Here is a 13,016-nt window from a genome sequence, read left to right as displayed (position 1 = left end):
CGTCGTCGGCGCACCGCCGCACGCACATCCGCGCGGCTACTCAGCCGGGAGCGCCCAGCCGAGGTCGGCCCCGGCGAGGAGGGCGTCGAGCCGCTCGAGGGCGACCGGTCCGACCCCGTGCAGGTCGGCGACCTCCGCGCGGGGGCGGGTGGCGACCTGCTGGAGCGTGTCGAGGCCCGCGGCCCGCAGCGCCCGGGTGGCCGGCGCGCCGATGCCGCGGGGGAGCGGCGTACCGGAGGGGGCAGGAGGACGGCGGCGCGGCGGCAGCCCGGCGTCGCGACGCACCGCGTCGACGGCGGCGCGGCCGCGCGGCGAGAGCCGGTAGCCGATGTCGAGCGACTCGGTCAGGCCGAGCTCCTTGAGCTTGCGCACGTCGCGCTTGAAGGGGGCGGTCTCGCGCCCCACCTCGGCGGCGAGCTCCGGTGCGCGCCGGCCGGGGTGGTCGTCGACCAGACCGAGGGTCGCCGCGGTCCAGGGCCCCTCGGTCGAGGAACGGTCGAGCCGGTCGAGGCGCGAGCGCAGCGCGGCGAGCTCCGCCGCGTCGGGCACCTGCTCGCGCAGCGCCTCTCGGGGGTCGGGCCCGGCGTGCCGCAGCCCGACCCTCCAGGCGGGACGGTCGGCACGGTCTGCCAGCGCCTCCCGGAGCCCGTCCAGCGAGCTCGCACCAGCGCGACGGGCATCGGCGTCGGACAGGGCGTCGACGTCGACCTCCTCGAGCGAGGTCACCTCGACGACGCCCACGCCGGTGCGCAGCCGGGTGCCGACCCTGACCCGCGGGCGGTCCCAGCGGCGGAAGGCCAGGTCGACCCGGCCGGCCTCGATGTCGGCGAGGACGGCGGGCCGCAGGATCACGGCAGCACCCCGGGCCGGGTCACCGCAGGTGCAGCGAGCCGGACAGGTCGGGCTCCCACGGGAGCTTCGCGTGGGCGGCGATCTCGGCGTCGAGCGCGGTGGCGACGTCGTCGGGCCACGGCGCCGTGCGGCGCGTGCCCATGTCGATGTGGAGGAAGACCTCCTCCATCACGAAGCTCAGCCGCTCGTGGGTGTCGTCGAGGAGGTAGACCAGCGTGTGCGCGGCCCGCTCGGAGCGGCCGACCAGCCGCACCCGCGACGACAGCCGCACCCCGGTGCGCAGCTCGGCGAGGTAGGTCAGGTGGTGCTCGGCGCTGAAGCAGGCGTGGCCCTTGGCCGGCCAGTTCGGCGGGATGCCGATCTCGGCCAGCGCCTCGTCGAGCCCCTCGCTGGCGATGCCGGTGTAGTGCCGGACGTTGAGGTGGCCGTTGGCGTCCTCGAAGGGGACCGGCACCGGCTGCTGGGTGTACGCCGGCAGGCTCACCAGCTGCTCGTAGGTCGGGTGGGTGGAGGTCACGGGCGGTGACGCTACCGCGACTCGGCCCGGATCAGAGATCGCTGAAGACCTCGATCTGCGCGCCGAGCTCGTTGAGCCGCTCGGCGAGGTCCTCGTAGCCGCGGTGGATGACGTAGGTCGAGCGCAGCACCGAGGTGCCCTTCGAGGCGAGCATGGCCAGGAGGACGACGACGGCCGGACGCAGCGCCGGCGGGCAGACCACCTCGGTGCCCGACCAGCGGGTCGGGCCCTCGATCATCACGCGGTGCGGGTCCATCAGGGTGACCTTGCCGCCGAGCTTGTTGAGCTCGGTGAGGTAGATCGCGCGGTTCTCGTAGACCCAGTCGTGCAGCAGCGTCTGGCCCGTGGCGGTGGCCGCGATGACGGCGAAGAACGGCAGGTTGTCGATGTTGAGGCCCGGGAACGGCATCGGGTGGATCTTGTCGAGTGGCGCGTGCAGCACGGAGTGGTGGGTGGTGAGGTCGGCCAGCCGGGTGCGGCCGTTGGCGGCGACGTACTCCTCGGACAGGGTGTAGCGCAGCCCCATCTCCTCCAGCACGGCGAGCTCGATCTCGAGGAACTCGATCGGGACGCGGCGCACCGTGATCTCGGAGTCGGTGACGATCGCGGCCGCGAGGAGCGACATCGCCTCGATGGGGTCCTCGCTGGGGGCGTAGTCGACGTCGACGTCGATCTCGCGCCGACCGGTGACCCGCAGCGTGGTGGTGCCGACGCCCTGGACCTCGACGCCGAGCCTCTGCAGGAAGAAGCAGAGGTCCTGGACCATGTAGTTGGAGCTGGCGTTGCGGATCACGGTCGTGCGGTCGCACAGCGCCGCCGCCATCAGGGCGTTCTCGGTGACGGTGTCGCCGCGCTCGGTGAGGACGATGGCGCGCTCGGGCGCGACGTCGGGGCTGACGTGGGCGTGGTAGCTGCCCTCGGTCGCCTTGACCTCGAGGCCGAACGGGCGCAGCGCGGTCATGTGGGGCTCGACGGTGCGGGTGCCGAGCGAGCAGCCCCCGGCGTACGGCAGCTGGAACTCGTCGTGGCGGTGCAGCAGGGGGCCGAGGAACATGATGATCGAGCGGGTGCGCCGGGCGGCGGTCTCGTCGATGGCAGCCAGGTCGAGCTCGGCCGGCGGGATTATCTCGAGGTCGCCCGCGTTGCCGAGCCAGCGGGTGCGCACGCCGATCGAGTCGAGCACCTCGAGGAGCCGGTGCACCTCCTCGATCCGGGCGACGCGGCGCAGCGTGGTGCGACCGCGGTTGAGCAGCGCGGCGCACAGCAGGGCGACGCCGGCGTTCTTGGAGGTCTTGACCTCGATCGAGCCCCGCAGCGTGGTGGGGCCGGTGACGCGCAGGTGCACGGGTCCGGTGCCGAGGTTCATCAGCGGCGAGTCGAGCGCCTCGCCGATGCGGGCGAGCATGTCGAGGGAGAGGTTCTGGTGGCCGCGCTCGATGCGGTTGACCGCGCTCTGGCTGGTGCCGAGCTCGGTCGCGAGCTGGGTCTGGGTCCACCCGCGGTGCTTGCGGGCGTCACGGATGAGCGTGCCGATGCGGGCGAGGTGGTCCTGGGTCACCCCAGGGACGCTATCTCAGATATGAGATATGACCGCATCTGCGAGAGTGCGTGTCGTGAAGGTCACCACGCTGCACGCCACCCGCGACATCCGCCTCGAGGACCGGCCCGCGCCCACCATCGAGGCCCCGACCGACGCCCTCGTCGAGGTGGCCGCCGCCTGCGTCTGCGGCTCGGACCTGTGGCCCTACCGGGGCGAGAACGACATCACGCCCGGGCAGACGATCGGCCACGAGTGCATCGGCACGGTGACCGAGGTGGGCGCCGAGGTCACGGGCTTCGCCCCGGGCGACTTCGTGATCGTGCCCTTCTGCCACAGCGACGGCACCTGCGCGCACTGCCGCGCCGGCATGACCTCCGGCTGCGTCAACATGTCGGTCACCACCGGGGGACAGGGCGAGGTCGCCCGGGTCACGCAGGCCGAGGGGTCGCTGTGGAAGCTCGACGAGCGCCCTGACGACGCGCTGCTGCCGGGCCTGCTGACGCTCTCCGACGTCTTCCCGACCGGCTGGCACTGCGCGGTCTCGGCCGGCGTGCAGCGGGGCGACACCGTCGTGGTGGTCGGCGACGGCGCGGTCGGGCTGTGCGCGGTGCTCGCCGCGGCCCAGCTCGGCGCCGAGCGGGTGGCGGTCATGTCGCGCAACCCCGCGCGCCAGGAGGTGGCCCGCCGGCTCGGCGCCACCGACGTCATCGAGGAGCGTGGCAAGGAGGGTGTCGCGGCCGTCAAGGAGCTCACCAACGGCGTCGGGGCCGACGCCGTGCTCGAGTGCGTCGGCACGGGGGAGTCCGTGCTGCAGGCCTTCGGGGCGGCCCGGCCCGGCTCGACCGTCGGGTTCGTCGGCGTGCCCCACGGGGTGGAGGTGCCCGTGAGCACGATGTTCCGCAAGAACGTCGGCCTCCGCGGGGGCATCGCACCCGTCCGCGCCTACCTGCCCGAGCTCACCGAGCTCGTCACCAGCGGGGCCGTCGACCCGTCACCCGTCTTCGACCTCGAGCTGCCGCTCGACGAGGTCGCCGAGGCCTACCGGGCGATGGACGAGCGGCGTGCGATCAAAGTGCTGCTGCGCCCCTGACCCGTTCCTCCGACGACACGCCCCGACCGCCCCGACGTGCCGGCCCGACCTGCCGGCCCGACCTGCTGGCCGGCCGCCGCGTCGATTTCGTCCTCGCGGACGGCTCCGCTAGCCTGGAGGTCTTCGGGGGAGTACCTCGTCCACCACGTCCGGTCAGTACGGCGCCCCTCGGCGCCTCGGTCGTGGGCCCGCCTGACGCGCGGGTGAGGGAGACCTGGCCACGACTGCGCATGCAGTCCTGCCCAGGAGGTACCTCACGCCCATGACAGCCCTGCCCCTCGCTGCCTCGTCGTCCGGCGGTGCCATCGAGTCCGTCGGATCGCCGATCCTGTGGACCGTCACCATCGCCGCCGTCGTCGGGCTGCTGGCCCTCGACTTCGTGCTCACCCGCAAGCCGCACGCGGTGTCGATGAAGGAGGCGACCGGCTGGTCGATCTTCTACGTCGCCCTGCCGCTCGCCTTCGGCGTCTACATCTGGCAGCAGTTCGGCGGCCAGATCGGCCTGGAGTACTACACCGGCTACCTGGTCGAGAAGTCGCTCTCGGTCGACAACCTCTTCGTCTTCATGCTCCTGCTGACGGCCTTCGCCGTCCCGTCCGAGTTGCAGCAGCGGGTGCTGCTCTACGGCATCATCGGCGCGCTCGTGCTGCGCAGCATCTTCATCGCGCTCGGTGCCGCGGCGCTGAGCTACTTCGACGCCGTCTTCCTCGTCTTCGGCGCCATCCTGCTCCTCACCGGCGTGAAGCTCCTCAAGGACGCCGTCAAGGGCGAGGAGGAGACGATGGACGTCAACGAGGTCAAGAGCGTCAAGTTCATCAAGCGCTTCTTCCCCGTCACCGAGGACTACGAGGGCCCGAAGCTGTTCGGCAAGGTCGACGGCAAGCGCGCCCTGACCCCCCTCGCCCTGGTCGTGGTCGCCGTCTTCGGCGTCGACATCGTCTTCGCGATCGACTCGGTCCCCGCCGTCTACGGCATCACCGGCGACCCGTTCCTGGTCTTCGCCACCAACGCCTTCGCGCTGCTGGGCCTGCGTGCGCTCTACTTCGTGCTCGAGGGCGCGCTGTCGAAGCTCGTCCACCTCAGCTACGGCCTCTCGGCCATCTTGCTGTTCATCGGCGTCAAGCTCGTCCTGCACTGGGGCCACCTCACCTGGCCGTCCGTCCCCGAGATCCCGACCCTGGTCTCGCTGCTCGTGGTCGTCGGCATCCTGGTGCTGGTCACCATCACCAGCCTCATCGCGAACAAGCGGGCTCACGGGAAGGGCGACGACACCGACTCCTCCACGCCCAGCGAGTCGGAGGCGGCCGGCGCCAGCTGAGACCCGACCGACCACCCGCGCGCCCCGCGACCGACACCCGTCGGTCGCGGGGCGCGTGACGTCGGCAGGGCAGGTGGGGTACGCAGGAGTCGTGCCCACCGCTCCCTCGCTCGTGCTCGGTCCGCTGCTCCGCCACACCGACCACGACACCGCCGCGGTGTGGGTGGAGGTCGACGCCGACTCCGTCGTGGAGGTGTGCGCCGGCGACGTGGTCGCCGCGGCCCGCACCTTCGCCGTCCACGGCCACCACTTCGCCCTGGTCGAGCTCGACGGCCTCCCGCCCGCCACCGTCACGCCGTACGACGTGCGGCTGGCCCCGCCCGGCGGGGAGCCCGCCGTCGCCTGGCCCCCGGCCGACCACGTCGACGACGTCTCGGGCCAGCGGCTCCCACCCCCCGTGATCAGCACGCCCCGGGTCGGCAAGCGGCCGCGGCTGGCCTTCGGCTCGTGCCGCACCTCGGTGTCGCACGACGCGGCCGGCAACGCGACCCACGGCGTCGACGCGATGCGCGCCTACGCGCTCGAGATGGCCCGGAGCACCCTCGAGGTGCCGGCCGGCGAGAGGATGGCCTGGCCCGACCTGCTCGTGCTGCTGGGTGACCAGGTCTACGCAGACGAGACCACCGAGGCGATGCGGCGGTTCATCGCCTCGCGGCGCTCGTTGGAGGAGCCACCGTGGACCGAGCTGCAGGACTTCGAGGAGTACGCACACCTCTACGAGCTCGCGTGGAGCGACCCGGCCAACCGGTGGCTGCTGTCCACGCTGCCGAGCGACATGATCTTCGACGACCACGACGTGCGCGACGACTGGAACACCTCGCACGCCTGGCGCGAGGAGATGGAGCGCACGAGCTGGTGGCACGGCCGCATCGTCGCGGCGCTGGCGTCGTACTGGGTCTACCAGCACCTCGGCAACCTCTCGCCGCGCGAGCGGGCCGCCGACGAGGTCTGGCAGCACGTCGTCGCCCACGAGGGGCCCGACGAGCTCGACCTCACCTCGGTGCTCGACGCCTTCGCCGACCGGGTCGACCAGCGGCCCGAGACCTATCGCTGGAGCCACGCCCGGCAGATCGGCGGCAGCCGGCTCGTCGTCATCGACTCGCGCGCCGCGCGTGTCCTGGAGGCCGACCGTCGCGCGATGCTCGACGACACCGAGCTGGCGTGGCTCGACGAGCAGCTGACCGGTGACGTCGAGCACCTCTTCGTCGGCACCTCGCTGCCCTTCCTGCTGCCGCCCGGGCTGCAGTACCTCGAGGCCTTCAGCGAGGCGCTGTCGGACGGCGCCTGGGGCCGCCGCGGCTCCCGCGTCGGGGAGTGGGCCCGCCAGACCGTCGACCTGGAGCACTGGGGCGCGTTCCAGGAGAGCTTCCGGGCGGTGGCCGAGATGGTCACGCAGGTCGCCACGGGCCAGCGGGGCACGGCCCCGCGCACCGTCACGTTCCTCTCCGGCGACGTGCACCACAGCTACGTCTCCGAGGTGAAGCGACTGCACCGCCACGACGACCGCCAGCTGCAGAGTCGCGTGCTGCAGCTGGTGTGCTCACCCATCCGCAACCCGCTGCAGCGCCGGATGCGCTTCGTCACCGCCGCCCTGTCGTACGGCGTCGCCGGCCCGCTGGGGCGCGCGGTGAGCCGGTCGGCCCACGTGCACTCGCCGCCGTGGCGCTGGCGTCGCGTGCGCGGCCCGTGGTTCGACAACAACCTCGCCACCGCCGAGGTCACCGACGACGGCCTCGCCCTGTGGTGGGCCACCGGCAAGGTCGAGGACGACGAGGGGAACCCCGCGCTGCGGCGGGTCTGCGACGTCGTCATCGACGCGCCGGCCCACCAGGGAGCGGCGACGGTCAGGACGCGCTGAGGCGCAGCGCCCACCAGCCGGTGTCGTGCCAGCGTCCCAGCTTGTGCCCGACCTCGGGGAAGGTGGCGACCCGCTCGAAGCCGAAGGACTCGTGCAGCCGTGCGCTGGCGGGGTTGGGCAGCGTGACACCAGCCAGCGCGAGGTGGAAGCCCCGGTCGGCCAGGTCGGCGAGCAGGGGAGCGTAGAGCGCGCGGCCCAGTCCGCGGCCCCGGTGCGCCGGGTCGAGGTACACCGAGACCTCCGCAGTGAACCGGTAGCCCGCCCGCGGCCGGTGCGGGGCGGCGTACGCGTAACCGAGCACCTGCTCCTCCTCCAGCGCCACGAGCCACGCGTGCGACGACGCGACCCGCCGGCCCATCTCGTCGAGGTCGGGCGCCTCGGTCTCGAGGCTGACCGCGGTGGTCGCGACGTAGTGGGCGTAGATGCGCCGGCACGCCTCGGTCTCGGTCTGCGACCCCAGTGGGCGGACCAGGGGAGTCGCGTCGGTCGTCACGTCGTACGACGCTACTGCCGCAGGCGCCTGGGTACACGGCCGTCATGAGCCAGAGTGGGATGACGCCCGACCAGCTGCAGCCCGAGGACACCCTCGAGGACCGTGGTGTCGAGGACGTGCTCGACGAGGGCTACTCGCCCCCGGAGCGCGAGACCGACCACCTCAAGCACCCCGAGGGCGGTGAGACGCTCGAGGAGCGCCTCGACGACGAGGAGCCGGAGGTCTGGGAGCAGGCCGAGGAGGCCCGTCAGGACGGCCCCGACGACATCCGAGACGGTGACGTGGGCGGTGAGGTCGGCGAGGAGCGCACCGGCCGCCTGATCGCCCCCGACGAGGGCACGACGACCGACACCGAGAAGGACCTCGTCGGCACCGACGAGGGCATCGACGGCGCCGGCGCCTCCGCCGAGGAGGCCGCCATGCACACCATCGAGGACTGAGTGACGGCGCGCACCGCGACTGAGTAGCCGAACGGATCCACCACGACAGCACCTGCGGACAGCCTGGTGGCATGAGCCAGGACGACACCCCCTCCAGCCGCAGCGCCAACACCACCGCCTTCTTCGTGATGTCGGGCGTCTCCTTCGCCGTCGCGCTCCTGGCACTGACCATCGGGGTCTGGAACCTCGAGGTCGGTGCCTGGGAGCGTGGCTTCCTGGCCCTGGGGGCGCTCTTCCTCGTGACGTCCAGCTTCACGCTCGCCAAGTGCGTGCGTGATGCCCAGGAGCAGTCGACCGTGGTGGCCCGGGTCGACGCCGCGCGGGTCGAGCGCATCCTCGCCGAGCACGACCCGTTCAAGGCGCTGTCCTGAGGGCACAGGGCCGGGGTGCAGACACGAGAGATCGGCAACGACACCGTCGGCCGCGTGCGCGTGGGCGCCATCGGCCTGGGGTGCATGACCTTCGACCAGGACGGCGAGAAGCCGCGTGACCAGCTGCTCGCCACGGTGCGGGCCGCGGTCGACGCCGGCGTCACGCTGCTCGACACGGCCGACGCCTACGGCTTCGGCGACCTCGGCGCCGAGGCCATGGGCAACAACGAGCGTCTCGTAGCCTCGCTGGTCGCCGAGCTGGGCCTGCGCGACGAGGTCTTCCTCGCCACCAAGGCCGGGCACACCCGCGGCGAGGGGGGTTCGTGGGACCTCGACGGCTCCGCCGAGCACCTCCGGGCCGCCGTCGACGGCAGCCTCGAGCGGCTCGGCGTCGAGCGGCTCGACCTGTGGCAGCACCACCGACCCGACCCGCAGGTGCCGTACGCCGAGGTCCTCGGCACGCTGAAGGAGGTGCACGACGCCGGCAAGGTGCGCATGGTGGGCCTGTCCAACGCCGACCCCGACCAGATCCGGCAGGCGCACGACGTGCTCGGTGACGCCCTCGTGAGCGTGCAGAACCAGTTCTCGCCCGCCTTCCGCTCCAGCGCCCCCGAGATCGAGGTGTGTGACGAGCTCGGCCTCGCCTTCCTGCCGTGGAGCCCGCTCGGCGGCCTCGGTGACGCCAAGCAGCTGGCCGAGAAGCACCCGGCCTTCGCCGAGGTCGCGCAGCGGCGCGGCGTGAGCCCGCAGCAGGTCGCCCTGGCGTGGGAGCTCGCGCAGTCGTCCTGCGTGATCCCGATCCCCGGGGCGAAGCGACCGCAGTCGGTCACCGACTCCGCCGCTGCGGCGTCGCTGCACCTCGACGACGACGAGCTGGCGGCGCTCGACGCCTCATGACGTCCTAGAAGGGCAGGTCGACGGCGTCGGTCGGCACCACGAGGATGCCGACGACGCGGTCCTGGTCGTCGACCGCCACGCGACCCCGGAGCTCACCGGCCTCGCACCGCAGCGTGGTGTCGCCGACGACGACGCCGAGCGCCGGACCGCCCGCCGGCTCGACCCGGGTGCCCTCGAAGCCGTCGAGGTTGCCCACCTCGCCGACGACGCGGGCCCAGGTGCCGAGGACGGCGTCCTCGGTGAGCACGCTCGCGACCTCGTCCGGCATCCGGCCGCGCACGGCGGCGTAGTCACCGGCGTCGATCTCGCGGAAGACCTGCTCGGTCAGGGCAGGCACGTGGTCGATGCTGCGGGTGGTCATGGCACCTCCGGTGCGAGGGTCTCGTGGTCGTCCGAAGCGCTTGAACGCCGCCTGGCGGCTGGTGCCCAGGGCCGCGCCGACGTCGGCCCACGACGCCCCCGTCCCGCGGGCGGCGTCGACGGCGCGCTGCAGCTCCTCGCGCGCCGCGTCGAGGCGGGTGGCCGCCTCGACCACGTCGTCGAGGTGGTCACTCACGCCTCGTTCCGCAGGGCCGCCGCCGAGACCGACACGCTGATGCCGGCCACGACGCCCACGCCCCAGAAGGCCCCGTTGTCGCCCCCGGTCAGCCACCAGGCGATCCCACCGACGAGGAGGGCCACCGCGGCGCAGGCCCCGTAGGTGCGGGGAGGCAGGGTCCAGTCCTGCCTCGAGGGCGCACTGGCGAACCAGACCCCGAGCGCGAGCACGAGGGCGAAGACGGCACCGACCACCCAGGCAGACCACCCGCCGCCTTCGAGGACGGCGATGACGACGGTCATCACGGCGGCGACGCCGAGGTTCGGCAGCAGGCGAGGGGACATGCCCCCACCGTCGACGACCGAGGACTGTCGTGTCAACCAGAGGTTGACACGCGTCGCCGTCACACCTCGGCGGCGAGCAGCTCCTTCAGGTGGGCGTCGACCTCGTCGAGGTAGGACGGCTCGAAGCCGAACAGCCCAAAGTGTCCGGCGATGCTGTGCAGCATCCGCACCTCGGCCCCCGGGGTGAGCTCGGCCTCCGGCACGCAGTCGCGGGGCGGGAAGAACATGTCCTGCTCGATGGGCATCACGAAGACCTTGGCGGTGATGCGGCCGAGCGCCGCCGCGAGGTCGCCGTCGGCGTGACGGGCCACGTCGCCGCGCTGCCACTTCCAGCCCATCGTCAGCAGGGCGTTGGGGTCCATCATCGCGAACAGCAACCGGGTGAAGTTCTGCTGGAACTCCTCGAAGGTGGTCCATCCCAGGCCCTCGACCACCGGAGGGATGTCGCGCCAGAAGCCCGACTTCCAGAAGTCGGTGGTCAGGCCCATCACGGCCCAGAGGTCGGCGTGGCGCGCGAGGCCGTCGGCGACGTCGGTGTGGGCGGCGTACTCGCCCCCGGCGAAGCCCGGGTCGCTGGTGATGGCGTCCATCAGCGTCCGGGTGAACAGGAAATCGTGCGGGGTGTTCTGCGCCGTACCCGCGATGGGCGCCGCCCGACGCACCTTGTCGGGGTAGCGCACCGCCCACTCCCACGTCTGCTGCGCGCCCATCGACCCGCCGACGACCAGGGCGAGCGTCTCGACGCCGAAGTGCTCGCGCAGCAGCTGCTCCTGCGCCCGGACGTCGTCGCCGATGCGCACGCGGGGGAAGCGAGACATCGCGATGGCTGGGTCGTCGGTCGTGTGCGGGGAGGTCGACAGTCCGTTGCCGATCTGGTTGACCACGACGATGAAGTACCGCGACGGGTCGAGCGCCCGCCCCTCGCCGAGGTAGACCTGCCACCAGGTGGCGTGGGTGCCGGAGAACCACGTCGGCACCAGGACCACGTTGTCCTTCGCCTCGCTCAGGGTGCCGTACGTCGCCACCGCGAGCTGGAGGTCCTCGATCACCCCGCCCTCCTCGAGCTCGAACCGGCCGAGCGGGACCAGCTCGTAGTCGCCCTGCTGCTCGGGCGTGTAGAAGGGGTTCTCGAGCGGCACGGGGAGCCTCCTGCGGTCGGGTGTGAGGTGTGCCACGGTAGCCGCGAGCGGTGACGAGGGGACCGGCTGCGACGTCGGTCCGGGTCCGTCCGGTGCGGCGAGCGACCCGGTGGGAGAGCGGGCGACGCGGCTGCTGCCCGACCTGCGCAGCGCGCTCGGCCTGGACGCCCGGCTGCTCGACGGCTCCGCGCTCGTGGTCGACGTGCAGGTCGCGCCCCGAGCCGCGGTCGGGCTCAGCCCTGCGCCGCGAAGACCAGGCAGCTGGAGGTGGCGTGGGCGAGCAGGGTGCCCGCGTCGTCGAGCAGCTGCGCCTGCGCGAGCGCCGTACGCCGCCCTCGCTGCAGGACGGAGCCGACGGCCCGCACGCGGCCGGTCGCGACGGTGACGGGCTTGAGGAACTTCACCGTGAGGTCGAGCGAGGTGTAGCCCTCGCCGACCGCCAGGGTGGTGTGCACCGAGCACGCCGCTGCCGTGTCGAGCAGCGTGGAGTGCACGCCGCCGTGGACGACGCCGAGCGGGTTGTAGTGCCGTTGCTCCGGCACGAGGGCCACCTCGACGGACCCCTCGCGGAGCACCGCGAAGTCGACCATGCCGAGGGTCTGCGAGATCGGGGGCGGCGGCAGCAGCCCGTCGACCATCGCCTGGAGCTGCTGCAGACCGGTCATGGCCGCGGGGTCGAGGCGGGCCTCGTGCTGGGAGTCGCTCACGTGGGGGAGCGTCCCGCGTCGTCACCGCACCGCGCAAACTAGGCTGTCCTGTCGTGACCGAGGCGCCCCCCGAGCAGCCGCTGCCGCTCCACAGCACCGTCGTGGGCGACACGGGCGAGACCGTCGTGTTCCTGCACGGTCTCTTCGGCCAGGGCCGCAACTTCACCGGTGTCGCGAAGGCGCTCGTGCCCGACCTGCGCTCGGTGCTCGCCGACCTGCCCAACCACGGTCGTTCGCCGTGGACGGGCACCGCCGACTACGTGGCCACCGCCGACGCCGTCGCCGACTGGCTGCGCGCCGGACCGGCCGCCGACGAGCCGGTGCACCTGGTCGGGCACTCCATGGGCGGCAAGGTGGCGATGGTCCTGGCGCTGCGTCACCCGGGGCTCCTCGACCGCCTGGTCGTGGTCGACATCGCGCCGTCGGTCAGCCAGGGGGTCGGGCAGTTCGAGCACCTGCTCGACAGCCTGACGCGCGTCGACCTCGCCGGCCTCGACCGCCGTGCCGACGCCGACGCGCAGCTGCGCGAGCCCGTCCCGAGCGACGCCGTGCGCGGGTTCCTGCTGCAGAACCTCCGCGCCGACGGCGGCGGCTTCCGGTGGCAGGCCGACCTCGCGATGCTGCGGCGCGAGCTGCCGGCGATCGGCGGGTTCCCCGGCCCCGACGAGCTGGGCGAGGCGGTCTTCGACCACCCGGTGCTCTGGGTCACGGGCGGCGAGTCCGACTACGTGCGCCCCGAGCACGTCGCGACCATGCGCGGGCTGTTCCCGCGCACCACCGCGGTGACCATCAAGGGCGCCGGCCACTGGGTGCACTCCGAGCGGCCGGAGGCGTTCACCTCCGCACTGCGGGTGTTCCTGACGGCCGAGGACCGCTGAGTCGTGCGGCCCCGGCGGGTCTCTCCCTACTGTG

At 72.7% G+C, this 13,016-nt stretch carries 15 protein-coding genes; 7 read left to right on the top strand and 8 right to left on the bottom strand.

Annotated features, from left to right (window positions below; translation table 11 throughout):
- Positions 1-36: 36 nt before the first annotated feature.
- From ACYU8I_RS11300 to ACYU8I_RS11290, 3 genes are read right to left on the bottom strand one after another with little or no spacing between them, the layout of a single operon-like run.
- Entirely contained in the window at positions 37-852 is an 816-nt protein-coding gene (locus ACYU8I_RS11300) for a hypothetical protein (RefSeq protein ID WP_460840721.1), read from the bottom strand.
- Positions 853-871: 19 nt separating this feature from the next.
- A complete protein-coding gene (locus tag ACYU8I_RS11295; RefSeq protein WP_460840720.1) occupies positions 872-1,369 on the bottom strand; it encodes a thioesterase family protein in 498 nt (165 codons plus the stop codon).
- Between the two features lie 31 nt (positions 1,370-1,400).
- Complete coding sequence (locus ACYU8I_RS11290; protein WP_460840718.1) at positions 1,401-2,927, bottom strand: helix-turn-helix domain-containing protein; 1,527 nt, start codon at positions 2,925-2,927, stop codon at positions 1,401-1,403.
- Positions 2,928-2,982: 55 nt separating this feature from the next.
- Between ACYU8I_RS11290 and ACYU8I_RS11285 the strand changes: the two genes are divergently transcribed.
- The 3 genes from ACYU8I_RS11285 to ACYU8I_RS11275 all read left to right on the top strand — a co-directional run bounded on the left by ACYU8I_RS11285 (position 2,983) and on the right by ACYU8I_RS11275 (position 7,175).
- Entirely contained in the window at positions 2,983-3,999 is a 1,017-nt protein-coding gene (locus ACYU8I_RS11285) for a zinc-binding dehydrogenase (RefSeq protein WP_460840716.1), read from the top strand.
- 262 nt (positions 4,000-4,261) lie between these two features.
- Positions 4,262-5,317: a TerC family protein gene (locus ACYU8I_RS11280; RefSeq protein WP_460840714.1), complete on the top strand. Its 1,056-nt coding sequence runs from the start codon at positions 4,262-4,264 to the stop codon at positions 5,315-5,317.
- Positions 5,318-5,408: 91 nt separating this feature from the next.
- Positions 5,409-7,175: an alkaline phosphatase D family protein gene (locus ACYU8I_RS11275; protein WP_460840713.1), complete on the top strand. Its 1,767-nt coding sequence runs from the start codon at positions 5,409-5,411 to the stop codon at positions 7,173-7,175.
- Here the strand turns inward: ACYU8I_RS11275 and ACYU8I_RS11270 are convergent.
- On the bottom strand, positions 7,162-7,668 hold the full coding sequence (locus ACYU8I_RS11270; RefSeq protein WP_460840711.1) for a GNAT family N-acetyltransferase: 507 nt from the start codon (positions 7,666-7,668) through the stop codon (positions 7,162-7,164). The two genes, ACYU8I_RS11275 and ACYU8I_RS11270, sit on opposite strands and share 14 nt — an antisense overlap.
- A 44-nt stretch (positions 7,669-7,712) precedes the next feature.
- On the opposite strand from ACYU8I_RS11270, the gene ACYU8I_RS11265 reads away from it, so the two are divergent.
- The 3 genes from ACYU8I_RS11265 to ACYU8I_RS11255 all read left to right on the top strand — a co-directional run bounded on the left by ACYU8I_RS11265 (position 7,713) and on the right by ACYU8I_RS11255 (position 9,376).
- The gene (locus ACYU8I_RS11265) at positions 7,713-8,108 is read left to right on the top strand and encodes a DUF5709 domain-containing protein (RefSeq protein ID WP_460840709.1); all 396 of its coding nucleotides are present in this window, start codon (positions 7,713-7,715) and stop codon (positions 8,106-8,108) included.
- 71 nt (positions 8,109-8,179) lie between these two features.
- Positions 8,180-8,479, top strand: coding sequence for a YiaA/YiaB family inner membrane protein (locus ACYU8I_RS11260; protein ID WP_460840707.1), 300 nt, complete (start codon positions 8,180-8,182; stop codon positions 8,477-8,479).
- A gap of 15 nt (positions 8,480-8,494) precedes the next feature.
- A complete protein-coding gene (locus ACYU8I_RS11255; protein ID WP_460840705.1) occupies positions 8,495-9,376 on the top strand; it encodes an aldo/keto reductase in 882 nt (293 codons plus the stop codon).
- A gap of 4 nt (positions 9,377-9,380) precedes the next feature.
- Here the strand turns inward: ACYU8I_RS11255 and ACYU8I_RS11250 are convergent, their stop codons facing one another.
- From ACYU8I_RS11250 to ACYU8I_RS11235, 4 genes are all read right to left on the bottom strand, one after another.
- Positions 9,381-9,932: a hypothetical protein gene (locus ACYU8I_RS11250; RefSeq protein WP_460840703.1), complete on the bottom strand. Its 552-nt coding sequence runs from the start codon at positions 9,930-9,932 to the stop codon at positions 9,381-9,383.
- The gene (locus ACYU8I_RS11245) at positions 9,929-10,258 is read right to left on the bottom strand and encodes a hypothetical protein (protein WP_460840701.1); all 330 of its coding nucleotides are present in this window, start codon (positions 10,256-10,258) and stop codon (positions 9,929-9,931) included. Before ACYU8I_RS11245 ends, ACYU8I_RS11250 begins: the two co-directional genes overlap by 4 nt.
- Positions 10,259-10,317: 59 nt before the next feature.
- Positions 10,318-11,397, bottom strand: a complete 1,080-nt coding sequence (locus ACYU8I_RS11240) for an alpha/beta fold hydrolase (protein WP_460840700.1) — start codon at positions 11,395-11,397, stop codon at positions 10,318-10,320.
- Between the two features lie 233 nt (positions 11,398-11,630).
- Positions 11,631-12,104, bottom strand: a complete 474-nt coding sequence (locus tag ACYU8I_RS11235) for a PaaI family thioesterase (RefSeq protein ID WP_460840698.1) — start codon at positions 12,102-12,104, stop codon at positions 11,631-11,633.
- Between the two features lie 53 nt (positions 12,105-12,157).
- Between ACYU8I_RS11235 and ACYU8I_RS11230 the strand changes: the two genes are divergently transcribed.
- The gene (locus tag ACYU8I_RS11230; RefSeq protein WP_460840696.1) at positions 12,158-12,982 is read left to right on the top strand and encodes an alpha/beta fold hydrolase; all 825 of its coding nucleotides are present in this window, start codon (positions 12,158-12,160) and stop codon (positions 12,980-12,982) included.
- The last annotated feature ends 34 nt before the right edge of the window (positions 12,983-13,016 follow it).

The organism is Nocardioides marmoraquaticus, assembly GCF_054777915.1.
Note: the sequence above shows the minus strand (reverse complement) of the source record. Positions and strands in the feature narration are given on the sequence as shown.

Coding starts and splice junctions, on each gene's coding strand:
- ACYU8I_RS11245 (WP_460840701.1), bottom strand. CDS start 10,258: ATGTCCCCTCGCCTGCTGCCGAACCTCGGCGTCGCCGCCGTGATGACC.
- ACYU8I_RS11265 (WP_460840709.1), top strand. CDS start 7,713: ATGAGCCAGAGTGGGATGACGCCCGACCAGCTGCAGCCCGAGGACACC.
- ACYU8I_RS11260 (WP_460840707.1), top strand. CDS start 8,180: ATGAGCCAGGACGACACCCCCTCCAGCCGCAGCGCCAACACCACCGCC.
- ACYU8I_RS11280 (WP_460840714.1), top strand. CDS start 4,262: ATGACAGCCCTGCCCCTCGCTGCCTCGTCGTCCGGCGGTGCCATCGAG.